Below are 25,864 nucleotides of genomic sequence, written 5' to 3'. Positions count from 1 at the left end.
ATTCACTTTAAAGAAAAAGAGAACGCTTAAATTAGTTTAAGCGTTTACCTAGATAAAAAGTGTTCTTTCCATCTTTATTTTCATAGGCAATGGTGTCCATTAGTTGCTCTACAATAATAAACCCACGTCCTGAGGTTAGCCATGTTTCGGGTTTATCTTCTTCTGGCACAATAAAGCTTCTTTCGGTGGATTCCACTAAGACTTCTTGAGGAAGAGACTGACCATAATCTGATACCTCAACTAACAGCATTCTCGGTGTTTGTAAGTATGATTTAACCTCAATGATTGGCCCATCTTGATTAAGATAGGCATGTTCATAGGCATTATTGACCATTTCGACCAAGCATAACTCTATTTGATTTATCGCGTCTTCTCCAATGTTTAAGGACTCCCAGTAGAGTCGAATATCATTCGATACGACTCGAGATGCCTCAATAGAACTTGAATAGGTGTTTGAAAAAATAGCAGCCACAGTTCCTTCCCTCCTTATGTTACTTTTCCGTTGTGCCGTTAGTGAAGGCTGACATATCCGTTAGAGTGTCATTCATCACGCTTGAAATACATCTCTCACTTATTTCCGAATAAGAGGTGCTGTTTCCTTCTCTATCAATACAGTAATTATTAAAGACGGTTTTTTGATCTAATAACATGAAATCTTTAATATGAATGTAATCATAAATCAATGAATTACGAACAATTGCTTCTGAATCAACGGTACAATTTGGACTAATAACTGTTGGTCCTTCAATTGTCGCCCCATTTTTTATATGACAGCCACTAGAAATAACTACTGGAGGTGTGATATTACAATACTTAAAATCAATTACAGTATTGATGCCTAGCCAAATTCCTGCTTTAACTTGCATTCCAGGAATAGGATAACCATTCACTTTGCCATTTAATATGTCGTTTGTTACATCCCAAATATCGGTAATGTTACCCACATCAAGCCATTGAAAATCCATATTTACGGCATAAAAAGGAATGTTTTTTTCAACGAGTAATGGGAATAATTCACTACCAATATCATATTCTCCTTCTTTTGGAATGAAGTCGAAAATAGCAGGCTCAAAAATATAAATCCCTGTATTAGCTTGATTCGATAACGCCTCTTCAGCAGGGGGCTTTTCTTGGAAGTTTTTAATTAGCCCATGCTCATCAGAAACGACGATACCGTATTTATGAATGTCTTCATTTAGCACCGCTTTTGTCACAATGGTTGCGATACCTCCTTTTTCTTTATGATGTTTAACCGCTTTGGTGAGGTCTAAATCAATCCAAGCATCACCACAAACTACGACAAAGGTATCATCGAAGAAACCAGAAAACTGTTGGATTTTCTGCATTCCACCCGCAGAGCCTAATGTTTTACTTTTAAATTCGCCATCAATAATCTCACCTTCATAAGAATAAGAAAGCTGAGCATTAAAATGGTGACCATCTCTAAAATAGCCTTCAATTACTTCTGATAAATGACTGGTATTAATAACTATTTTATTGATATTGTGCTTTGCAAAAAGCTCAATCATGGATTCCATCACCGGTTTACCTAAAATAGGGATCATCGGTTTTGGAATGGTATGGGTAATCGGCTTAACTCTGGTGCCTTTACCTGCGGCTAAAATCATTCCTTTCATAATGGTTCCTTCTATGCTGAAGTTAACATCGCATCCTCAAGGGTTGGATAGTTTGGAATTAAACGATCCATTCGAGTGAGTTTTAATAAATCTTCAACGGGTTTCTGTAGGTTAACGACACTGACTGTTTTGCCTCGGCATAATTTATATACCCCCATAATGGCACCTAAGCCACTGCTATCCATAAATCGGACACTGCCAAGATCAAGAATAAGGTGATCGCCAAATTGGCTTAATAAATCCTCTGCTTCTTTACGAAATTGAGGAGCCAGTTTTGCGTCAAAACGTTCTTCTTTTATCTGAAGAACTGTGCATTTACCTTGGTTGTTAATTTCGTATTGCATGAATCATCCTCTTGTTTAGAATAACCTTTCCACTCAACAGCAAGCACACTGACATCATCTTCAAACGTATCTGATTCTTGCCAGGTTCTTACTCTATTAACGAGCAATTCGGTTTGTAAATGGGTTGGATGGGAGTGAATGTCCATTATGGTTTTTCTGAGCCCATCTTCCGAAAATTGGGTGTTATCTTTTTCTGCTTCTGTAATACCATCCGAATAAAGCCAGATCTTATCGCCTGGATTCAATTGAATGCTTGACGCTTTATATTCAACAAAATCAAAAGCTCCAACCACAAAGTTGTCGTCTCCAATCAGCTCAGCCTGCTCTGTTTGACTGTGGTGCCAAACAAGTGGTGGATGTCCCGCAGAGCAATAATCTACCTCTCCAGTTTTGACATTTAGAACGGCATAAATCATGGTGAAATAAAGTTGGATCTTGTCATCACTGATGTAGAGTTTGTTTAATTTATCAATGACGTCTTCAGGAGGAATAATATTATTGTTAATGTCTTTAACGATAGAAGAGGGACCGCCTACGACGGATAAACTCTGTTGCACGGAGAATGACATTAATGCTGAAGAAACCCCATGTCCTGCAACATCAAATAAGTAGAAAGCAAGATGGTCAGGATCAAGCTGCATATAACCCAACATATCACCTCCAATTTGAGCACTTGGAATTGACATGTAATTAAGCTCAACACCTGTGAAATTGGTTTGGGTTGGGAGTAACTGACGAACTAAATCACCAGCTGCATCAAGATCTTTACGGATGGTTGCGTAAGCCGAATCGAGTTCTTGATTTTTATCCGTAATTTTATTGTGTAACTCTAAGGTTCTAAACCCTGCTTTCACGCGAGCTTCTAATTCTTTAACATCAGTTCCTTTAACAATAAAATCGTCAGCACCAGCGTTGATGCCATCAATGATCGAGCGTTGATCATCTTTACCTGAAAGAAGTACAAAGAAAATATAACGATCAAATTCAAGCTCTTTCAATTTGGTACATAATTCAATGCCATCCATCTCTGGCATTATCCAATCACTGAGTACAAATTGAATGTTTGGGTTTTCAGCCAAGATAGACAAAGCCTCTAAGCCATTTTTGGCTGAAACAATCTGAAAACCACAACGTTTTAATAGGGATGACATAAACAGAAGGCTAACAGGGTCATCGTCTACTACTAAAATGTATTCCATTGAAAATCCTTTTCGTAATTACCCTAAATGTCTTGTGTGTAATTGAATACTTTTATCTAGCCTAGGATATAAAACGTAGGATTCAAGGGAAGGGTATATTAATTTTTATTTTGCTTTTATTTACTGGTTTTCTACCTTCTCTTTCCTATCATTTTTCTAACTGCAATTAAATTTGAAAGAAGAAAAGGGTAGACTTATGGACAGAGAAACCATTTTAAATATTATTTCTAATTCAAATGATTCATTTGATTTGACCTGTGAGAATGATCAAAAAGAATTATTATTGTTGGCAGATAAATTACATTCATTTTCAATGATATCCATTTCTGAATATAAAGAATTCATAGAGTTAGAATTCCCTCCTTTGATGTTTAAGTTGGCGGTTAAATTAGTTGAATCTCGTCGGTTAATTATGGATATATCGACCCCGTTAACTGTCGGTATTGTATTTGCAATGTGGGGGGAACATCATCGATTAAATAAAAAATCGAAGAGAAATCCACATGGTGAGAATTCACTAGAGACTAAAATTGAACAATTAAATTGGATTACGCAAGGGAGTAATGTGCATTGGCATTTGTATCCAATTGATGATGGTTGCCCTAATAACAGCTTTGGTATTGCGCATCGAATTGCACAGAATAGTGAGTCAAATTCACAAGTAAATGTCATGAGATTAGATGATGCAATTCCTACAATTACGGGACCATTAAAGAATTTAGACCATGTTGATGATTCAAAAAAGGGAGGGGCGATTATTCTTGGCTGTCAAAAAGCATTAGATGATGGCATGGATTGTGTTGTCTATACGGATGCCGATAATTCGGTTCACTTAGGTCAAATAGGCTTACTTCTTTCTCCATATATGGAAGGTAATACTCAGGTTATCCTTGGTAATAGAAAACACAAAGACTCCATTCTTGTTAAACAAGAAGAGCGTTGGGGAGTTGGTATTAAAACATTGCGACATATGCAAAGAATGATAGGTAATCAAATTTTTAGTCAAGGAATTAAAGATACACAAGCGGCGTTTAAACTGTATAGCCATAGTGCGTTAGTTGATATTTTAAAGGCGCCAACTGTGTATGATTTTTCGTTTGATACTGATTGGATTCTGGCTGCAATGGAGCAAAATAAATCGATTACTACGGTGCCTTTTGCGTTTATTGATTCGGCGGCAGAATCTGCGTCCATCACGCAAGGGCCAATGACGACTTGGTATACGTTATTAGATGGGTTAGTGAAGGCGGTTAGAGCAAGAAATGCAACACACAGTAACGAAATGGCCGCTATTTTTGATAAAGAGGTTAAATCGTATAAAGATCTTGAGTTGATTATCGATGTTTTACCTCCAGAGTTGATGAACGTAGAAGATTATCAATTAGGGGATCCTAAAATAATGTCTCCGAAAGCGCTACAACAATGGTTTGATAAAGCTAAATCAAAGTCAAAAACAGAGCATGCAATGGCTTAGAGGTTTGTTTTTGTAATGATTTCATCCTAAGTTAGTAGAGATAGACAATATGTAAACTTCCTTTTTATTTGGAGGTTTATTTTATCTCTTTAATTCTGTATTTATAAATAAGGGATTTTTAGAGTTTGAGTGGCTTATCTATGGATGGATGAATGCCTTTATGAAGAATGCAATAAAACAAATAACTAGGATTATCATTAGTTTATTTGCTTGTGTGTGTTTCTCATCATGGGCAATAGCAAATGAGTATCTATCTAATAGCGCTAAACATAAAAGTGCACCGACATCTCCTAACATTACTTCTCCAAGAAATACAGCAGAGCCAGATGACAAGCCTTCAGAAGGTGAGCATATTTGGAATGGGGTGCAAAGCTCATTCTATTTTCCGATTGAACAATGGAATGATGAGCAAGGATTCTTCCACGGTTTAAGTGGCAATGTAGGCTACAACTACCCCTTGCTTGAAACTCCTGAAGCGAATATTCCGGCGGATGCTACCTCTGGTCCAAGTAATACCAATCAAACAGTAACCCTTTCTTTAAAGTACAGTATTTTAGGCAGTTGGTTTATTTCTGGTACGGCATATTATTATATAGACCAAGATCAGCAGCAAGCGTGGAACCCAGATTTTACTTATGTCTTTGGCTACAGTGATTGGCGTCCATACACGTTAAGTTTAGTTTATGCGAATTATGGAGGAAACCGGTTTAGTCCTGATGAGGGAGAGTCGGTCACTAATTTTAACCAAGGAACGTGGTCTTTAGGTTGGAAATTCCCGATAGTTGAACCTGTGGTTGATTGGTTTACGTTTACTGAAGAGGGCAGCATCGGTTGCCAAGTCGATTTTAATTATACTCATGAATACTTCAATTTAGATACCTCTGAATATTTAAATGGGCATAAGACTATTTCGCTCGGGTGTAAGTATTCTATTTTTGGAAATTGGTATATTAACGGTACTGCTTTTTATTATTTAGATAAAAATCAACAACAACCATGGAATCCAGATTATACCTATGGATTTGGTTATTTCGATTGGCATCCGGGAACTATTACTCTTCAATATAATAATTATTCAGGAAATCGTTGGAATTCATCAGATAGATCTGAAGGAACGGGGAGATTTATTGATGGTGCTATTTCTCTGTCTTATTCATTCACCTTTTAAACTTATTAACTTTTATTATCTCTCTCTGGATATCCTATTATTTGTTCCTATTCTAGTATTACACCATTACTTAAATGGTCGCTTATTTTTCATTACTAATTAATGTAATTGTTATTAATAATAGAGAGGTCCAAATGGAAGGAACCAAATATAATGATTCCATCATAGGTACATCAGAAGATGATAATGTGAATGCACAATCTGGTAGCGATCATGTTGAAGGATTAGCAGGTAATGATCACGTCGCAGGGGGAGAAGGCAGTGATGTTATTTCTGGTGGCGAAGGACAAGATGTTATCTTCGGAGATGTTGAACAAACATCGGTAACTGACGTATCAGATAATGCTGAAACCAATTCAACGAATGACAGTTGGGGAACCTCTCAATCCGTCTATCAATTTACCTCAAACGAAGAAGATGCTCCTGCTGAAGAAGTCAGTCATGGTGCTCGATTGGGTAATTATTTGGTGGATGATATCGGTAATATCACGACAAAATTTACCCTAAACACGGTGTTAACCACCGTTACTGTTGAATTAACCGATCAAAATGGCAATGTCATTAAAACCGTTCAAGCTCCTGTTGATGAAAATGGCAATATCGATATAGACATTAGTTTTACCGCAAATGAAATTGCTGATGATCAAGTTGTTAATTTTGTTTTGAAAGATCCCTCAGGCTCTCCAATTACAGATATTGAATCGGTTGAATTTATTGCCCATAACATCTATGACGACCGTATTGATGGCGGAGAAGGCGATGATGTTATTTTTGGACAGCAAGGGGCTGATTTATTGATTGGTGGCGCCGGTAATGATTTTTTGGATGGAGATATCAACGATGACCGCTTATATGGTGGAGAAGGTGACGATGTTCTGATTGGTGGTAATGGAGATGATGAACTTCATGGAGGTGATGGAGCCGACACCTTATTAGGCAGTGATGGGGATGATACGCTTTTTGGCAACGCAGGTAACGACGTTCTTCTTGGTGAATTAGGAAATGATCGGATTGAAGGCGGTGATGGCAATGACATCATTATCGGTGATGATGGAGATGATGTTTTATATGGTGATGCTGGAGATGACCTATTGCTTGGTGGGGCAGGTGTAGATCAACTCTATGGCGGTGAAGGAAACGATGAACTGCAAGGTGATGCAGGAAACGATGTAATTCAAGGTGGTGCAGGGGATGACTTTGTCCTTGGTGGCGCAGGTGATGATGTAATTTCAGGCCAAGATGATAATGATTTATTACTTGGTGGTGACGGTAATGATCAACTGTCAGGTGATGCGGGTAATGACCTGTTATTTGGTGAGTTAGGTGATGATACGATCATTGGCGGTTTAGGCGATGATGGCCTTTATGGTGATGATGGTGATGACCATCTCATCGGTGGCGAAGGGAACGATCAACTTTTTGGTGGGCAGGGAACCGATATTTTAGAGGGCGGATCCGGAGACGATATTCTTCATGCTAATGAAGGGGATGACATTATTAATTCTGGTTCAGGAGATGATTACATTTTTGCTGGTTCTGGTGCTAATCAGATCGCTACGGGTGAAGGAAGTGATGTGGTCTATGCCGATGCGGGTAGTGATACCATTGATACTGGTTCTGGTCACGATACTGTGTATGCAGGGGATGGGGATAACAGCATAATTGGTGGGACTGGTGATGATCAGGTTTTCTCTGGCTCAGGTGCAGATACGATTCAAGCTGGCGATGGTGATGATGCTATTTTTTCTGGAGGCTCAGCGGATATTATTCATGCAGGTTCTGGAAATGATGCGGTTTATGCCGGTTCAGGCGATGATATTGTTTATGGTGAAGAAGGCAGCAACCGTTTAGTTGGTGAAGGCGGAAATGACACTTTATACGCCGGTGATAATGGCAGTGTATTGATTGGTGGGCAAGGTAACGATCAACTGGTTGGTTCGGCTGAAAATGACGAATTGCATGGCGGCGGAAATGACGACCATATCACTGGTGGTCTAGGTGATGATGTTCTTACGGCCGGTTCTGGTAACGATACTTTGATTGCCGGAGAAGGTAATGACACCATTTATGGTGATGCAGGAACAAACCAAATTGATGCCGGTACTGGAGACGACACGGTATATGGTGGCTCTGGTGCCGATACTATTATCGCGGGTGAAGGCAATGACACTGTTTATGCAGGTGCAGGAACAGATACCATAACCGCAGGCAGTGGCGATGACATACTGGATGGCGGATCAGGAAACGATGCACTAGATGGCGGTATCGGTAATGACAGCCTATTTGGTGGTGATGGTGATGATAATCTTATTGGTGGCGAAGGATACGATTATCTTGATGGCGGTGCGGGTAATGATACGCTCCTCGATGATGGCCAAGACACACTCGTTGGTGGTAGTGGCAACGATACACTGACTGCAGCAGCAACGGGCAGTCATCAATTATACGGTGGTTCTGGCGACGATACCTTAGTTGGTAGTGCTGCAAGCGATACCTTATATGGCGGTGAAGGTGCTGATGTCATTCAAGGTGGCGAAGGCGACAATGTTTTATTTGCGGGTGATGGCGCTGATACCGTTACCGCCGGTTCTGGTGATGATATCGTTTATGGTGAAGCCGGAACAAACACCATTGATTTAGGTGAGGGTACAAATACCTTATTTGGTGGCAGTGGGTCAGACAACACAACATCAGGCAGTGGCGACGACACATTATATGGTGGCGAAGGTAATGATACGTTAGCGGCGGGCAGTGGTGTTGATTATCTTGATGGGGGTAAAGGGGCTGATTTACTTCAAGGACAAGAAGGTGATGATGTCCTTACGGGCGGAGAAGGCAGTGATACTTTAGAAGGTGGTTTGGGTGAAGATAAACTCTTTGCAGGCGCAGGTAATGACAGTTTGTCTGGTGGTGATGGTCAAGATGAATTACATGCAGAATCAGGTAACAATATTCTCCATGGGAATAATGACAATGATGCCTTGTATGGTGGTTCAGGCGATGATTCCTTATATGGTGATGCCGGTGATGACCGCTTAGAAGCCCTTAGCGGCAACAATGCCCTAGATGGCGGCGAAGGTGATGATAATCTTAAATCAGGCTCAGGTAATGATGCACTAGTTGGTGGGTTAGGATCTGACGTGCTTGACGCTGGAGAGGGTATTAATACATTAGATGGCGGAGAAGGTAACGACACTTTAACTTCTGGTTCTGGCAATGACACTTTACTCGGTGGTATCGGTAATGATTCTTTATTTACCTCTGGAGGTGACAACCAACTGTCTGGTGGTGAAGGCGCTGATAGAATTGAATCAGGCGCGGGTAACGATGTACTGCAAGGTGATAATGGTAATGACACCTTGATTTCAGGATCGGGGAATGATCAGCTCTTTGGTGGTGAAGCTAACGATAAACTGTATGGTGGCTCAGGGGCAGATACTCTTGATGGTGGCGTTGGTGATGACCGATTGTTTGGTCAAAATGACAATGATCAACTGTATGGAAACTCGGGTAATGACTATATATCAGCCGGCTCTGGTGATGATGTCGCTTATGGTGGCGAGGGCAACGACACCTTAAAAGGAGACAGCGGAAACGATGTGCTGTGGGGAGAGGATGGTAATGACTCACTTCAAGGCGGCTCTGGTGAGGATATTCTTTACGGCCAAGAAGGTAATGATAATTTATCTGGCGGTAACAATGCTGATGCTCTCTATGGTGATCTTGGTGACGATACGTTATTAGGTGGTTCAGGTGATGATAATCTGTCTGGTGGTGAAGGTAATGATTCACTGTCAGGTGGAAACGATGATGATTACCTAGACGGCGGTGCTGGTAACGATATATTTGATGGTGGCTCTGGCAGCGACTTAATCTTTGGTCAGGAAGGTAACGATACTCTTGATGGTGGTTCTGGTAGCGATCAACTGTTCGCTGGTGCGGGTAATGATACGCTTGTTTTTGACCAAGATGATATTGATGCAACAGATGGGGCAACCGTTCATTTTAGTGGCGGTGAAGGCTTTGATGTCATGGTTGTAGGCAATGATGGTCAAGACAGTAGTATTATTGATATGACACAAACCGCATATCAAGAGATTGAAGGGGTGGTTGTTAATACGTCAAATACTGAGTTAAAAATAGCGCTAGATAAAATATTGGTGAATGACAGCGCAGGAGAAGCTAATGGTCAGTTTGTATGTTCAGGTGTTGAAACTTTAAATATAGATGGTTCTCACTGGCAGCTCACGGGTAATACTGCAATGATGGACAGTGGCTTAAAAGACGCTTATGAAGCCAGTAATATTGATACCAGTAACTTAAATGGTTATACGTTTGCAAACAGTGCAGGGGATGAAGTCACCATATGGAGTGATTGTGATGAAGACCAAATCACGATTGCAGATCCTAATGATATTGCATAAATAGCCACTTTCGATGCTGAAATAAAACATCCTTAAAATAAAATGCCGAATAGAAATATTCGGCATTTTTTGTCGTTCTTTTATTTGTTTTTAATGGCTAATCATCTAAACAAAGTTTACGGTTTTGTGCCGTAATTGACGTGTCATTAGCAATCACAAAATGATAATAATTTGAATCCATCTTGTTTTTCTGTAAATAAGTTCTAATGTGGCTCAGGGTACTTTTAGCCTCATTATAACGGTATAAGTAGTCTTTATCGCATTGGTTTTCAACGCTTAAATCAACTTGGTAAGCATTAAATTTTTTCATTAATTCTTCTACTCGCTCTTCATCAATCGCTTTTTGAGCGGCTGCGGAGGTGGTTTTTTCTGGTGGTGGGGTATTTTTTAATTTCTCTAATTCTACACGTTGTTGTTCTAGCTCACTTTCTTGAGATTGTAAGGCGAGGCGATCTTTTTCTAACTGAGCATTTAATTTCTTTTGTTCATTGGCTAACCGTGATTTTAAGTTTTTATTGTAACTTGATTTATAACGGGTCAACTTACGTCGCTCTGTTGTTAACTGTTCTTGTAGCTGGCTGATGGTGAAGTTTTTTTCCACCAAGGTTTCGCTGGTGATACTTAAATCTCGATGTAGGGTGTCATTCTTTGATTGAAGCTCAATGATTATTTGGTCGTAATCCGTTAACGAACTTGATAGTAATTGCTCTGCGATGAGTTCATCGGTTAATCGTTGAATCATTTCATTCTTATTATTAATCGATGAACTTAAAGATAGTAGAGTCATACCACTTATAAACAGACAGGCGATAAGGAACATCAGAAAAATTTGAAGTTTTTTGGTGTGCTTGGTCATAAAATGGTCTCTATCAAACTAAAGTATGCAGTACTTTTGCATCACAATGTGGGCAAAAATAAGAATGCTTATGAATTAAGGTTTGGCAGTGTGGGCAAGGTAATTTAACGCGGTTTTTACTTAATAAAATAAGACATAAACCAACAGGTCCTAGAACGTACCCAAGCAAAATTCCAGCAATGAAATTGCCTTTGCGATAGCCAATAAAAGCAGTTAAGGCAAAGAAGAAGAAATAAAAACTGAGCCAAAAAATCATGATATGTCCTTATTGTTCGCGAAATGCTTTGTAATATGAATTAAACAGAGGCGCAGTGAGGTAATCCCAAAGTGTTCGTTTTTCTAATAAAATTAAAACGTCAGTAGGCATCCCAGGGTAAAGCTCTACGTTTGAGAGCTTGGTTATCTCTTCTTGAAGTAGCTGAACCTTTACTAAATAACCGTTCTCTTTTTCATCTTTTTTATTTAACCGGTCAGCGGCAACATAAATCACCGTTCCTGTAATTGGGGGTGTTTTTCGGATGTTATAAGCATTTAGCCTCACTTTAGCCGTTTGTCCGGTTCTTACTACATCAATGTCTTCCGGTTTAACAATGGCTTGCACGATGAGCTGTTCGTTGTTTGGTACTATCTCCATAATAATGTCACCCGGGTTTACCACGCCACCAATACTGTGGACATTTAAGCCGACAATGGTTCCTGTGTGTTCACTTCTTACTTTTATTCGAGAGCGAACATCGAGAGCTGTTTTTAAAGCTTGATTTGTATCTAACCATTCTTTTTCTAATTGTGTTGATTGAGAAGAAAGAGATTGTTTTAACTCAATGTCTTTGGCTTCAAAATCTTGTTTAAGTGACGTGAGTTGTCGGGTTGATACATTTATTTTGGTTTGTAACTCTTCACGCTGAGACTCAATACTGGCTTGATGACGCTGTACTTCAAACATTTTAGTTTGAGATACATATCCCTTTTTAACTAAGCCCTTCATCATGCTGATTTCTTTATTGACTAGTTGAAGCTGACGTTTAATAGATTTTAATTGAGATTTCGAACCTCGAATTTGCTCCGTTAGTTGCTCTTTATTTTGAGTATATTGGTTAGTTCTCAGCTCGTTACGTAATAAAAACTGTTGAAACTGAAGCGTCTGGTTATTCAAAATATTCATAACGTCTGCACTGTTGGCTTCATTATGATATTCCTCGCTCCATGACACCGTGTCATTATCAGTTAACTCTGCTTGCAGTCGTTCAATGGTGGCTTTTAAAGAAATAGAACGCAGCATTAATCGATAATAATCAGAATCGGCTTTGGTGTTAGCAAGTTCAATGAGAAGGTCGCCTTTTTCAACGTGTTGTCCTTCCGTGATATAGATTTCCTTAACCCAACCACCTTGTAGATGTTGGATTTTTTTACGCTGTGATTCCACAATTAAAGAGCCGTTTGCGATAGATGCAGAGCTTAGTTGTGCTGTTGTCGCCCACCAAACAAATCCACCAACAGTCAGTAGAATAAACACAGAGCAAAGAACAATAAGGCGCGATGTATTAAATTGAGTCATAAAATAATCCTTGCTCAAGCGGGTTGTGGAACGGGGGTAGAGTTAGCGCTATCAATCGCCGACATGTCTTCTAAGAACAGTTTTGATGGCCCTGCTTTTTGAACTTGGCCGTCTTTTAATGAAATTACCCAATCCATTTGACGTAAAAATCCTGGACGATGACTGATCATGATGACTGTTATTTTCTTTTCTTTGCAGTATTGAAGAACAATGGCTAACGCGATTTCCCCTTCGGGATCGAGATTTGAATTGGGTTCATCGAGAACAAGAATAGAAGGGTTAGAAAATACCGCTCTGGCTAAGGCGATGCGTTGCTTTTGTCCACCGGAGAGTTGGGAGCTGCCTCCTTCTTCTAAGTACGTATCGTAACCTTGAGGGAGGGAGATAATTAGTTCATGGATACAAGTTAAGCGAGCGGCAGCAATAATGTCTCTATCTGGAGCATTGGTGAAGCGGCAAATATTTTCAGCAATCGTTCCCGATAATAAAGCCACTTGCTGTGGTAAATACCCAATATGTTGGCCAAACTGCTTTTCAGGCCAGAGGTGAATGGCTGCACCGTCTATTTTTATAGAACCGACGCTAGGTGTGTGGATCCCCATTAATAAAGAAACTAAGGTTGATTTGCCAGAACCTGAATTCCCCAAAATAGCGAGTGCATTTCCATGACCTAATTTGAAGTTGATGTTTTGCAAAACAGGTTCTTTTTTATGTGGAAGCTTTAACCCGACATTTTGAAAAATAATGTCGCCCTTAGGGTTTGGAAGCGCGGTTTTAGCTGCGTTTTCTTCAAGAAAAGAAAAATGTTTAAGTCGTTGGTAAGCTCTAAATGCGCTATACCATGATTTCCAGCCATTCACGGCTTGCTCAAAAGGGGATAATACTCGACCCATGATAATGGAACTGGCGATAATAGCTCCTGTTCCAATGTCTTGTTGCAGCGCTAGCATAACACCAACCGTTAAAATCAAGACTTGTAAAATAGTTCGAAAATAACGGCTGATAGCAAGTAGTTGTCCGATACGAGAGTTCACAACCCATTGTAAATTTAGCATCTTGTGATTTTTTTTATTCCAATAATTCCCAATGCTCTCAGACATTCCCATCGCCTTTAGTGTCGATGCATTGCGAAGGTAATCGTTTAATTCTAATGTGGTTTTTGTCGCGACCTTATTACTTTCTATCGTTGATTCTTTCGCTGAATGCATCATCACAATCGCTAAAATAATAAAAATAACGCAACCAGATAAGGTGATTAAGCCAATAGCAGGATGGAGCATAAATAAAATGCTAAGGAAAAGAGGGATCCACGGCATATCAAAAATAGCAGAGCTAGAAGGGGATAATAAAAAGCGTCTTATCTCAGACAGATCTTGCAGCCCTTGTTTATTAATGTTTTTTGACATGGCTGATTGTCGAATGCTTTCGGATAACATGATAGAGCTGATTGAAACATCGAGTTTTAATCCTGAACGTTGCAACAAGGCGATACGAAAATATTCAATCACAGATTGTGCAGTTAATAAAAAAACGGCAATGAACAACAAAGCATAAAGAGTATCTAGGCTAGAGCTGCCAAGCACTCGGTCAAAAAGTTGTAAACTGTAAATAGGTAATGTAAGAACCAAAAAATTAATAGCACAGCTAAATAACAACGCGAAAGAGATGTCTTTCTTGGTGTCTGATAGTGATTCTTTCAGTTTATCCTTAAACAAAAGCACACCTCGGTATTAAGATTAATCCAATGAAAGAAGTATAGGAAAAAGAATGTCGTATTCGTAATGGGAAAAGGTATTTTCTTAATGCTTTAAATCATTGATGATTATTTTTACGAAAATGCACTGAGTTATCCTATGCTTAGGAGGTACACACAAAGGAGGTGTGATGGGCCTAATTAGAGTTTGGCTAGTGCTTATAGGGATTGTTTTATCCTCATTTTCAATATCGGTAATAGCAGAAACGGGTTCCCCTAGTTTTTATGGGAAGCGCTCTGTTGCGCCTAGTGAAACACAATCAGAACAACCCGTTTCCACTTTTCAGCGTCGTTCAATTGTGATTGCACCTCTTGAGCTTGAACAGGATGTGACTGGTGAAAGTACGGTGTCGATTGAAGCAACAAAGACAACGACAGTATTTGTGAAAGAAGAAAAGGCTTCTTCTCTCGACTCTTCCCTTCCTTTGGTTGCACTTTCTCGAAATGAAAAATTATTAGCTAAAAAAGCGCAATATTATTTTGAACGAAATTGGAATAAAAGCACAGGGCTTACTGATTCAGTGCAGGGTTACCAACACGTGACCATGTGGGATGTTGCGAGCGATATTAGTGCTCAACTCTCTCTTGAAGGATTAGGGTTACAATCAGAAGACCTTACCAATCGTAAATTAGAAATATTATTAACCACTTTGCTGAATGCACCTTTGTACCAAGGTAAACTGCCAAATCGAGAATACAGTACAAAAACAGGCAAACCATCAGGAAGGTACAGCGAAACAGCGAGTAATGGTAATGGTTGGTCGGCATTAGATATTGGTCGATTATTGATTTGGTTACACATCATCAAACAAGAAAAACCTTCACTATCTCCTTTAGTTAATCGTATTGCAAGTGAGTGGTCACTTGCTTCTGCGGTTCATAAAAATACGTTATATGGCACTAAATTAGGAAAAAAAAGCGAGCATTATCGCCAGGAAGGTCGCTTAGGTTACCTACAATATGCCGCCTCTGGTTTTGCTTTGTTTGGTTTTGATGTCAGTGAAAGCTATCAGAGAACGGCAGTAAAACAAGTCTCTATTGATGGTGTTCCTTTTTATATCGACTCAAGAAATATGCCATTTTCAACACCAGATCCTTATGTGTTAACTCGCTTAGAATTGAGTAAAGGAAGTGTGTGGTGGGATCAGCTTGATACTATTTATACCCTACATAAAGCGAAGGAAACACAAAGTAAAAAATTGTGGGTATTTGCAGAAGATGCCATGAATCAAACGCCGTGGTTTGCTTATAACAATCTCTACTTTTATGGAAAAAGTTGGTTAAGTACTTCGGCAGGAGGAAAACCAATAGAAGTATTTCAAGTGTTTAGCAATAAAGTCGCTTTTGGTTTAGGGGTTATTTATAACGATGAATATGCAGAGCGTTTGGTTGAAAAAGTAATCAGTCATAGCTTGTATTCTCGCTCTGTTCCAACGGGCATCTACAGCGATAAATCGGTTAATACCGCTTATAACATTAATACCAACTCAATGATTTTGTCTTCTTTATTATACAAGGTGAGACATAACACTCCGATGTTAAATAAAGACACTAATCTTAATAATAAGTCGATAACGATGCCGATAGATAATAAGGACAGTGATGAATAAATACGATGCGTTGTTCCTTATTGGACTCTCTTCTTTTACTGCGGGAGCGTGTAATGTGGATGAATGTAATGATCGCTATTTCTCTGAGCCTCTTAAGGAGTTAAATCGTGATTTATTTGAACGCTCCCACCATTGGAGTAATGGTTTTCCGTTTTTAAATAGATGGGAAGAAGGTGCGATTGATTTCTCTGAGGTAGGAATGAATATTGAGGTGAGTGATGCCCCTCAAAGTAATGAACAAAACAAGTACCGTTCGGGTGAGTTACGCAGTCGGCATTTTTATGGTTATGGTTGCTTTTCGGTAGAAGTAAAACCTATATCTTCTCCTGGGATTATTACGTCCTTTTTTCTCTTTTCAGGCGAGCATGATAAACATGAAGGCAGTAATGGAATGCATAATGAAATTGATATTGAATTTTTAGGTAAAAACACCAGAGTTGTGCAGTTTAACTTTTGGGCGAATGATGATGAGTATCTTAGTGACAATGCCGTGTTGATCCCGTTAGGTTTCGATGCATCGAAAGAGTTTCATCAATACGCGATGTTATGGAAAGAAGATAAAATTCAGTGGTTTGTGGATGGAGTAATGCGTTATGAAGTTGTGCGGTCAAAAAATAATCCGACGCCAACCATTCTTGATTCTCGGTTAAAAATCATGGCTAACGTTTGGCCTGTGGATAATAAACTATCGTCTTGGGCTGGAAAGGTTAGTGCTTTGAATCAGCCATTAAGCGGTACCTATCGTAACCTTTCATTTCAGCCTGAACAGTCATGTGGTAACGATAAGTAGCCTAAGTCAGCATTAGAGGCGCTGCTTGTAATACTTTATCTGGTGTACCATAAAACTTCTGAGAACCGTCTTTTTCAAGTAATAAGCATTGATCTGAAAGGGCAACCATTGACTTACTTGTCGTCGTAAAAATAACGGTACTATTACTTAAATATTTGTTAAATAATGAGGTCAGATACTTACTGTTCTCATGTTCAGAACCAACAAAAGGCTCATCCATTATTACGACTCTTTTTCTGCAATATCCAATGCCAATGGCAAGGGTCAGTTTGCGCAGTATTCCATCGGGTATGGATGAAAGGAAATCAGCACTTAGTAAGGTGTTTTTTCCTTGAGGAAGATAAGGTAATAAATCAAGAAAGTTAAGCATTTCGTCAATAAAGGTTGGCGGGACATAACCATTATACATGGTGTAATTTGCGTGAACCGTACCGTGGTATAAATGCATATTAAAAGGAACATAACAAATACTGTTACGGAATCTAAAATTGTTGAATTGATTTACATTATACCCATCGCATAATAAGCGTCCTTGGAAACGAGATTCAATACCGCCAAGAATATTCATTAATGTTGTTTTTCCACTTCCTGATGGTGCACAAACTGACACTTTACTGCCAGCTTTAATGGTAAAAGAGAGATTGGTTAGCCCTTTATTTACCCCTTGATAGCGATGAGATAGGCCATTGATGGACAGTGCGCCACTGAATTGGTGAATTGGCGGACTTTTTTCAATGCGACTCTTATCATCATCTAAAGACATTAATGCATTGATTTGTGCAGTTGAGGCTTTAATGGTGTCTATTTTAGCTAATGAGTTATAAATTCCCATAATTGGCGTAAGTGTTTTCCAAACTAAAATAATAATGGCAAGCATAGCTCCTGGGTTGGTATCGCCAGCCATAACTGCATTCACCGCGATAACAATGGTTGTTGTACCGATGACTTGAATAAAACTGCTACCCAGCTGTTGTATTTTAGAGTTAGTAACAGAAACATGATGAGAGTCTTGTAAACGTTGGGTTAAGGCTGAATTGAAGCGAGACTTAATCACGGATAATAGCGGCAACTTTTGAATTGAATTAACGTTCCCAAGCACTTCATTCCATTGATAAGACACCATTGCATTTGCACGAGAGCTTTTTGATGTGGCTTGCATATAAATGTACCGTGCATAAATACAGAATAAAACCATAATAGCGATACCAATAATAACAGTGATAGCAGCACTGCTAGACATAATGAAAATGGCGATTAAGAAGATAAAAATGAAAGGTAAATCAAAGTAACTTAAACTCGATTCTGCGGTCACCAATTTACGAAATTGATCAATGTCCTTTAAACGAGCAAGCTGAGAAGAGGTCGCCGCATTTGATGTTAATGCATACGGTAGCCACAGTAATTTTGATATGACCTGATAAGAAATATAACGAGCTAACTCTTGGCCTGACGTATTTAAAATAGTCATGCGTTGTTTTTTAAATAGATATTCCATACCCGCAATGACAACCGCTCCAGAGGCAAGCCAATAAAGTGTTGAGACTGAATCTGCAGTTAATGCAAAGGTATATACACCCATAATAAAGAAGGGTTGTAGTGTACCTAGTAAGCTAATTAAAAGGCTTAATAACGCAAGGCTTTTGAACTCATTATTGTAATGATAAAACACATGCTTTATCCAATTACGCTTATCTTGTGATTCTGGTGGTGGCTCTCTAAATAAACGAGAATATTTAGAAATCGCACATACTTGGGCTAAGATCTTTCCTTTTGCTTCACTCTCTATGGTTATGTCATTTTCATAGTCGTAAAGATAGAGAATACCGTCGTCAAAATTTAATAATATATAATGCTGATCGTGCAATGTGATAAAACTCGGGCAATCAATCTCGAGAAATTGGTCGGCGTGAGTAATGTTACTTTCAATGCATTGATAGCCAAGGCGAGTCAGTGTTTTATTGAATGAAAGGGCGTGTTTCTCGTCAGACAAAAATGCATCAGAAAGAATATCTGGTGTACCCTCCCACTCAAGTGCCACTAAGGTGTAAGCTAACCCAAGTAATAATGGATTCTCTGAATATCGAGTGTGTAAGTGTCCGTTTTTAAAATGATGAAGGCGCTCTTGTATCTCATCAAAGGCAATTAATGTATCCATACTAAGCGACCTCATTTATAGGAGTATGTTGAATCTTAATGTCAGTGTCTTGAATTTTATTACTCACAATGACAAATAAATAAGATTGAATACGAGGGCGAAGACAAGAGAGTAAATTGAGACTGAAATCGTCGTCAAAAACCAAATCAAAATCGTCAATTAGAATGATTTTTTTATTACTCAATAATGCACGTACAATTAATAATGCAAAATGTATTTTCCGAGAAAAAGGCTTGATACCTGTGGTGGTAATGTCGGTATAAAAACCGAGTTTGAGATCATCAATGTCGTTCTTTATTGATAATGCTTCACAAAGAGAATACGCCGCTTTATGAAGTTGGGGGCGAAAACAGGTGATGTTGTCAATGATTGTTCCGTCAACAAAAGTACTGTGTTTATCAACTAGGATCACATTACTTATCGTATCGGATTGATAATAGTTATCTGCTTGTAATCCATTTATTGATAAGCGATATTCTTGAGTTAATGGCTTATTAGTAAAGGCTTTTACTATCGATGATTTTCCTGAGCCAGAAGGACCAGAGATGATCGAGATTTTTTCAGCTGTAAAGTGATAATCATTGCTGCCGTGGTAACTCAGTACGCGTGGTGTTGGTTGAGGGGGCGTTGCTCTTTGTTGAGACTCTTCCATTGATAAAATATCGTTTAATCGTTGGATATAACTTTTATTTACACGCCATTGGCTAATCGTTCTCATGGTCTGTTGGTATGGGGCAAAGTAGCGATTCGTTAATAGGATGATTGCGGCCATTACCCCTTGGCTAATATCTAAATTAATCACTGCAATAGCACTACTTACGACAGTAAAAGTAACCGCGAGCTGTTGAATTAAATGTAAAGTGAGATTAAATCGAGATTCTTGTTTTTCAAATTCTGTCGTGTGGTGTTCTCGTTCATTTACCATTGTTTCCATTAGGTTTTCTAAGCGATATTCCATTGAACGACTTTTAATATCTAAAGGATAAGAGATAATTTCAATCACTTTTGAGTTAGTTACACCTTCAATATCAGACTTTCTTTCCATTAATTCTATTTTTGTTTTGGATAAACGAAGAGAGACCAATAATAAAAATAACGAGGAAAGAGTGAGGATTATCCCTGCCCCCGGGTTAATAACACTGATGATCAAAAGAGTAATTAAGCAGGTAAACGCATTAATAACAGAGCGAATAAGATCGCCACTAAAGAAGGATTTTAGTCCCGGAATGGTGGTTAATCGTTCTAAATATTCGCCAGTTTCTAATCGTTTAAAAAGAGATAAGTTTGAATGACAGATAGCCTGAAATAATTGATTGGTTATTTTCTTTTCAAAACGATTACCAATACGAGACACCATCGAATCCTCTAAGCTTTTCACTTTATAATCTAGAAAGATAGCGACCAAAATAATGGCAAAAATGAAGTAAAGAGAAGAGCTTGAATTGTTCGGTAGAATACGATCAAAAATAATCAAAATAGAAAAAGGTAACACCAAGCCGAGTAGGGTTGTTGTTAAACTTGATGCAAATAAAAAGACCGTGTCGAAGAATCCAAGTCGTGGTAAATAATGGAGTTTATTCATTACTTAACTCCTCCTGCAGTGAATCGCTCTAAAATAGTAATATCAAAAGTGTCACTGATGGGCTCCATTTTATTGGAAATATCTTCAAGAGAAGCCAAATCAACCGCCCCAAATAAAGCGTAAAGCTTGGTCATGTTAATGATGTAATCGTACTGATTTGAGTGATACTCACGAATATTGTCGTACAGATCAGATTCAGAATTCAGTAAGTCAGTTAAGGTTTTTGTGCCTAACTTAAATGCGCGTTGATTGCCTTTATAGACAAGGTAGTTAGATTTTATGATGGATTTTAAAATAGCTAAAGATTCGACATTGGTATTGATACTGTAGATAAGTTCTTCAAAGTTGACGCGATTATCATTTACGGCTTGATCATATTGCGATGAAAATTGGCTAATTTTTGTTTTACTTTTTTGGTAATCGTAGTAATCCGAGCCACCATTTACAATCGGTATATCTAAAGTAAGTGCATAGGTAGCGTCGTCTGTTTTTGAACTATCAAAATTACTGTCGGTGTATTCATAATTAGCCGATGCAGATAGTGTCGGATAGAAATCAGAACGAGATTGAGTCAGTGACCGTTTGGATTTATCTAAATTGGATTTCGCAATCGCAATATCATAGTTACTACCAATCAAGTTCTTTTCAAGCGTGCTTTTTTCATAGTAATCAATTTCAGCATATTGATTATTAAGTTTAACATCGTAAGAGGGTCTGATAGGTGCCTGAGTGGTAGATTGTAACTGCACTAAAGCAAGGTTAATACGTTTACGAATGTCGGCCAATTTCTTATAGGTGGATTCTTTTTGAGCTTGAGTTTCATACACGTCAGTTTTAGGTAAATTTCCTAATTCATTATTACGACGGATCTGTTTTAATCGAGCTTCTGATGAGCGAAATTGAGCATCGGTCGCTTTTTTCTGGGAGTGATATTTCAAGTATGAAAAGTAATTCTCTACCACTTGAATAATAATGTCGTTAACTATCTTATCGTGCTTTAGTTTATTGATTTGTAAGTCAATGCCACTTTCTTGATAAGAGCGAATTTTTGACATGTCTAAAATCGTTTGAGAGACAGACACTCGATAACCATAGCTATTGTATTCATTGCTTGATGAGGTAGTGGAATCGACTTCTGAATCATTCCATGTGGTATTTGCACTGGCATTAATGGTTGGATAAAAGAAGGCACCACTAATACTTTGATCGAACTCAGATGACTCTACTTCGTATCTAGAGTTTATGATTTGATAATTGTTTTCTAATGCTTCATTAATTAACGCTGACAACTCACTGGCATGGCTGATAGGATGCCATGTCGTCAATAAACTTAACATTAAAAATGCATTCGGACGAGTTGATTTTGTCATTAGCCTACTTTCCTTATGGCCATGTACTTCTTAATGACAGCATAAATTTCTTCATTTTTGTACGGTTTACTGATGACGTAATCCATTCCGGCATCAATACATTGTTTGTGTTCTTTGTTACTGGTTAATGCGGTTGCACCTATGATGGTTGTTGGTGGTAAGCGCTGTTCTTTTTCGTATTGGCGTATTAATGATGTGGCTTCCATCCCCCCCATTCCAGGCATAATGCAATCCATGAAGATAATATCGAAGTTGTTTTCTTTTACTAACGCCAGAGCCTTAGCTCCATCATCAACGCCTTCACTCTGGAATTCGAAGCCGGTGAGAATTTTGCTTAAAATGAATTGCTGTACTTTATCATCTTCAACAATTAAGAATCGGCTTGTGATTTCTTCTGTTTCTCCTGAATCACTATTTAATGTGGTGAGGATATTATCGATAAAATCAACAGGGGTGAACGGGTGATAGAAGACGTAATCAACGTGGTTATAAATATCATCAATATCGGCAGAATTAGAGACTGACAAGAAAAGTTTAATGTTTCGTTTAGTTAAGCGTGCTTTTAATGTTTTACAGAAAGAATCGAGGGTGATGCCTTTAATACGATCGGTTAAGAAGATACCGTCGTTGGCATTTAATTCTTTCATAGATTTAAAGATATCATTGGCAGTATGAGCAACAAGTACGGTTGCTCCTTGATTAGATAGCGTATTTGCAATGACATCGACTTGAATGCCGGATTCACCACAAAGCAGAATGCTTTTGCCAGCTAAGCGATTATTGTGTGTTTGGTATTCTGATGTATTTATATCAAAAGAAACACATAATCTCTCTGCATATCCTAAATCTTGCGTTATTGCTGCGTAGTTATTAATACCATTGAGTAAGTTGTTAGATAACTCATCATTTGCTACGTTCTTTTCTGGGGCTTGGTTCCACGCTAAATCGTCAATGTTTGTCATCGTATCGTAATCGTCTAAATATAAATATAAGTGCAAATTTATAGTGAGTTTATCGACACGATCAGAGCTGCTGCAGGTTGCGTTTAATAGTATTTTAGGCTGGTTAGAACCTGAAATCATGTTTGAAACTTGCAGTAGTAATAACCAAAATAACCCCGTTTGGTTGCCGTACATTTTTAGAGGAATGGCATTATCTACAAAGCATTCAATACTTTTGGATTGTTGTTTGGCTTTGGTTGAAGTTAAGACAATGAGTTCACTTATTAGATGATAGAAATGAATGGTTTTATTGTGACTCATTGCATCAATGTTTGAGAGACGATTAAAATTATCAGCAAGGTTTTCTAATGTGTTTGTGGCAGACATAATTTCTTTAGCCAGTAATGCTCCACTTTCATCCGCGTCTTTAATTAATAGTTTTACTCCACCTTGAATGGTGTTTGTAATACCACGAACCTCATAACCTAATAGATTATATAATCGCTGGTATAAGTCTGTTTTTGACTTTTGTTCTTCAAGTTGGTCATAGCTAGAGAGTAATTTGGCGTAGATGTTTTTTTCAATACTGCTTGTTGATACGTTTGAAATTCGCTCTTTCACTTTACCATGGTCAATGGTTTTTAAATCATTAGAAATGGTTTTAAAAGTGGTGGATATACGATTTTTTTCGGTGTTAGCCGCGCGTATTAACTGGGTGTTTAAAAAATAATAGAGGCCAAAGACCAGTATTAAACTGCCATTTAACATTAGTAGAATATAAAGGTGATTATCTTGTTTTTCTTTGCTTAATCTTGCGTGATTGAGCAATAAACTGTCTATGATTGAAGTGCTGTTGGTAAAGGCTACGCCTAATGATTGCTTGAGTTCATTTAAGTCAAAGGTACGATTGTATTTTTTAATGTAAAGTTGAATTAAATCAAACCCTAATATACCTGTGGATGATGCAAGAGATTTCTCATTCGCAATAAGGGCATGAAAATTATCAATTTCACGTGATAACTCGCTCGTAAATAACTGCACTTGTGCGGTACTGCAATTTGAATTGCTTTGGGTACACACTTCTAATGTGGCATTTAATCTACTGATACCATTTAATATTTCTCTTGATTTGTTTACCAGTAAGACTTGTGTTTTGCTTTCGTTGTTGTCATTTACGGACAATACTTCTCGCAGAGAATACGCACCTTGTGCAAGGATTATCCCTAACGTAATAAAAAAAAGGACATGAATAACCGGCGTGTTTGGCTGCAAAAATCGTTTCATTATTCATTACCTTTCATCAAAAGATTCATCTAATGCCGCCATTACAGGCTTCAATGCGTAATCGATAATTTTTCGACTGCCTGTTTTGATGTCAGCCGTAAATTCCATATAAGGAGAAATGTGATATTTAATGCCATTACGCTCTAAATAATTTTGACTAATATTGACTGTTGCTAGGTAGTATTCTTCTTCTTTTTCTTCATACGAGCTGCGCGAAATAGAAGATATGCTGCCAGTAATGACACCATATTTGGCAAAATTATACGCATCGAATTTTAATTTAACTTCTTGGCCTTTCTCGATAAATCCCACATCTTTACGAGGTATTTTTACTTCAGCGTGAAGGGTATTTCTCAAAGGGGTAATATCAGCAATGCTATCTCCAGGGGAAATAATGGCAGATAGATAGTTATAGTTAACTTTATCGACGGTTCCATCTACAGGAGAGAAAACGAGTAAGCGATCTACTTTATCGCTGATCGTTGGTAATTGGGTAAGTTTGATCTTTAGTTGTTTATTTACTTCAGTGAGCTTGGCGTAGTAATCGGTACTGCGGGCTTTTTGAGTATCATCTAAAAGCTTTTCAAGGCGAGTTAATTGAAATTCTTCATTTAAAATCGCTTCACGTAAATTTTCGATTTCTCTAACCATGTTCATGTGCTGAACTTTCATGTTGAGAACATCAATATAAGAAGCCATTTCTTCATCAAACAGCTGTTGTTTGATTTTGAGTTGTTGCTTGATTAAGCCGAGTTGGGAGTTGGATGATTTTACACGACGTAACATTGAAGCGATTAAGCTTTGTTTATGTTTAATGTCGTGCAAAATTAATTCGTCACTTGAACGATTACGATTATTTTCTTCTTCCCATGATAAAGAGTGTGTCTCAACGAGTTCTGGGAAATCAATGTAGTTGCTAAAGTTGGGCGTATTATTGTTGATCAGAGCGTTGTATTTTTGTTGTTCTATTTGCAATCCGGTAATTTCGTATTGCGTTGAACTTAATTCAGATACACGATCTTTTGAAGTCAATAAAGCAATCTTTTGGCCTTTAAAAACTAAATCACCGGGGGAAACATACACCTCGTTTAGGATCCCTCCTTCAAGGTGCTGTACTTTTTCAACATCCGAGTCGAGTAGTGCTTCACCTCGTGTTGAAACAGTAATATCAATACTGGCTTGAGAAGACCAGATCAGAAAGAACAGAGCGAATATAACAAGAATGATAAAGATCTTATGGGTAGAGACTTTTGTTTCATTAGTGCCTGTACTGTTAAATCGCTCAACATGAGTGTTATTGATGGATTTTTCTATTATTTTATCTAAATTACTCATGGGCTAAGTTCATCCTTGTTCTTTATGCCATTGATGTATTACCAAGAATTCGGTTAATTAGATAGATGGTTTTCCATTTGATCTTTTATGTTGTTTAGCCCTTCTACTACGGTGTTTATGGTGTCCCTATTTGGTGTGTTTTCTGTTTTTGCTGCGGCTTCAATTTCCTTAATCGCAGGTAAGATATCCATCTCACATAAATTTCCTAATGCGCCAGAAAGTGTATGTGCTGTATGAAATAATGTCGGTAAATCATTCGCTTCATATTGTTCTAATATGGTACTGCCCATTGTGGCATTCTCAGCAAGATACAACTCAAACAATTGTTGAGTTATCTCTTTATCGCCGCCAAACATTTCTTCTAGCATTTCTATATTAATCACAACC

Annotated in this window: 19 protein-coding genes; 5 read left to right on the top strand and 14 right to left on the bottom strand. The window is 38.2% G+C overall.

Annotated elements, in window-relative coordinates; genetic code table 11:
* Positions 1-31 precede the first annotated feature (31 nt).
* From BTO23_RS17635 to BTO23_RS17620, 4 genes are read right to left on the bottom strand one after another with little or no spacing between them, the layout of a single operon-like run.
* A complete protein-coding gene (locus tag BTO23_RS17635; protein ID WP_061004052.1) occupies positions 32-472 on the bottom strand; it encodes an ATP-binding protein in 441 nt (146 codons plus the stop codon).
* Positions 473-491: 19 nt separating this feature from the next.
* The gene (locus tag BTO23_RS17630; protein WP_061029010.1) at positions 492-1,637 is read right to left on the bottom strand and encodes a nucleotidyltransferase family protein; all 1,146 of its coding nucleotides are present in this window, start codon (positions 1,635-1,637) and stop codon (positions 492-494) included.
* An 11-nt stretch (positions 1,638-1,648) separates the two neighbouring features.
* On the bottom strand, positions 1,649-1,981 hold the full coding sequence (locus BTO23_RS17625; RefSeq protein ID WP_061004056.1) for an STAS domain-containing protein: 333 nt from the start codon (positions 1,979-1,981) through the stop codon (positions 1,649-1,651).
* A complete protein-coding gene (locus tag BTO23_RS17620) occupies positions 1,933-3,180 on the bottom strand; it encodes a SpoIIE family protein phosphatase (RefSeq protein WP_061004058.1) in 1,248 nt (415 codons plus the stop codon). The genes BTO23_RS17625 and BTO23_RS17620 overlap by 49 nt, the downstream gene beginning before the upstream one ends.
* Before the next feature lie 196 nt (positions 3,181-3,376).
* On the opposite strand from BTO23_RS17620, the gene BTO23_RS17615 reads away from it, so the two are divergent.
* The 3 genes from BTO23_RS17615 (at position 3,377) to BTO23_RS17605 (ending at position 10,246) form a co-directional block, all read left to right on the top strand.
* Entirely contained in the window at positions 3,377-4,654 is a 1,278-nt protein-coding gene (locus tag BTO23_RS17615; protein WP_105064175.1) for a glycosyltransferase family protein, read from the top strand.
* Between the two features lie 160 nt (positions 4,655-4,814).
* A complete protein-coding gene (locus tag BTO23_RS17610; RefSeq protein WP_105064174.1) occupies positions 4,815-5,822 on the top strand; it encodes a hypothetical protein in 1,008 nt (335 codons plus the stop codon).
* 134 nt (positions 5,823-5,956) lie between these two features.
* Entirely contained in the window at positions 5,957-10,246 is a 4,290-nt protein-coding gene (locus BTO23_RS17605; protein ID WP_105064173.1) for a beta strand repeat-containing protein, read from the top strand.
* Positions 10,247-10,343: 97 nt separating this feature from the next.
* Here BTO23_RS17605 and BTO23_RS17600 read toward each other — a convergent pair whose 3' ends face one another.
* Genes BTO23_RS17600 through BTO23_RS17585 form a run of 4 tightly spaced genes read right to left on the bottom strand, consistent with a single transcriptional unit; the run spans position 10,344 to position 14,372 of the window.
* Positions 10,344-11,102 (bottom strand): hypothetical protein, encoded by a 759-nt coding sequence (locus BTO23_RS17600; protein ID WP_061036843.1) that lies wholly within the window; start codon positions 11,100-11,102, stop codon positions 10,344-10,346.
* Between the two features lie 13 nt (positions 11,103-11,115).
* On the bottom strand, positions 11,116-11,358 hold the full coding sequence (locus BTO23_RS17595) for a hypothetical protein (protein ID WP_061036844.1): 243 nt from the start codon (positions 11,356-11,358) through the stop codon (positions 11,116-11,118).
* Positions 11,359-11,367: 9 nt separating this feature from the next.
* Positions 11,368-12,657, bottom strand: a complete 1,290-nt coding sequence (locus BTO23_RS17590; protein ID WP_061036845.1) for an HlyD family type I secretion periplasmic adaptor subunit — start codon at positions 12,655-12,657, stop codon at positions 11,368-11,370.
* A gap of 14 nt (positions 12,658-12,671) precedes the next feature.
* Positions 12,672-14,372, bottom strand: a complete 1,701-nt coding sequence (locus BTO23_RS17585) for a type I secretion system permease/ATPase (protein WP_061036846.1) — start codon at positions 14,370-14,372, stop codon at positions 12,672-12,674.
* Between the two features lie 169 nt (positions 14,373-14,541).
* Between BTO23_RS17585 and BTO23_RS17580 the strand changes: the two genes are divergently transcribed.
* Together BTO23_RS17580 and BTO23_RS17575 are read left to right on the top strand one after the other, a co-directional pair.
* Positions 14,542-16,020, top strand: coding sequence for a DUF3131 domain-containing protein (locus tag BTO23_RS17580; RefSeq protein ID WP_245922136.1), 1,479 nt, complete (start codon positions 14,542-14,544; stop codon positions 16,018-16,020).
* Entirely contained in the window at positions 16,013-16,810 is a 798-nt protein-coding gene (locus BTO23_RS17575) for a family 16 glycosylhydrolase (protein ID WP_061004076.1), read from the top strand. The genes BTO23_RS17580 and BTO23_RS17575 overlap by 8 nt, the downstream gene beginning before the upstream one ends.
* Position 16,811: 1 nt before the next feature.
* Here the strand turns inward: BTO23_RS17575 and BTO23_RS17570 are convergent, their stop codons facing one another.
* The 6 genes from BTO23_RS17570 to BTO23_RS17545 are packed head-to-tail and all read right to left on the bottom strand — an operon-like array spanning position 16,812 to position 25,860.
* A complete protein-coding gene (locus BTO23_RS17570) occupies positions 16,812-18,965 on the bottom strand; it encodes an ATP-binding cassette domain-containing protein (RefSeq protein ID WP_105064171.1) in 2,154 nt (717 codons plus the stop codon).
* A gap of 1 nt (position 18,966) precedes the next feature.
* Positions 18,967-20,547, bottom strand: a complete 1,581-nt coding sequence (locus tag BTO23_RS17565) for an ABC transporter transmembrane domain-containing protein (RefSeq protein ID WP_105064170.1) — start codon at positions 20,545-20,547, stop codon at positions 18,967-18,969.
* A complete protein-coding gene (locus BTO23_RS17560) occupies positions 20,547-21,917 on the bottom strand; it encodes a TolC family protein (RefSeq protein WP_061004082.1) in 1,371 nt (456 codons plus the stop codon). The genes BTO23_RS17565 and BTO23_RS17560 overlap by 1 nt, the downstream gene beginning before the upstream one ends.
* Positions 21,917-24,142: a response regulator gene (locus BTO23_RS17555; RefSeq protein WP_061029033.1), complete on the bottom strand. Its 2,226-nt coding sequence runs from the start codon at positions 24,140-24,142 to the stop codon at positions 21,917-21,919. Before BTO23_RS17555 ends, BTO23_RS17560 begins: the two co-directional genes overlap by 1 nt.
* 6 nt (positions 24,143-24,148) lie before the next feature.
* Entirely contained in the window at positions 24,149-25,477 is a 1,329-nt protein-coding gene (locus BTO23_RS17550; RefSeq protein ID WP_060993190.1) for an HlyD family type I secretion periplasmic adaptor subunit, read from the bottom strand.
* A 53-nt stretch (positions 25,478-25,530) separates the two neighbouring features.
* Complete coding sequence (locus BTO23_RS17545) at positions 25,531-25,860, bottom strand: Hpt domain-containing protein (RefSeq protein WP_061012449.1); 330 nt, start codon at positions 25,858-25,860, stop codon at positions 25,531-25,533.
* Positions 25,861-25,864 lie beyond the last annotated feature (4 nt).

This window comes from Aliivibrio sifiae (assembly GCF_002954715.1).
GTDB lineage: Bacteria > Pseudomonadota > Gammaproteobacteria > Enterobacterales > Vibrionaceae > Aliivibrio > Aliivibrio sifiae.
Note: the sequence above shows the minus strand (reverse complement) of the source record. Positions and strands in the feature narration are given on the sequence as shown.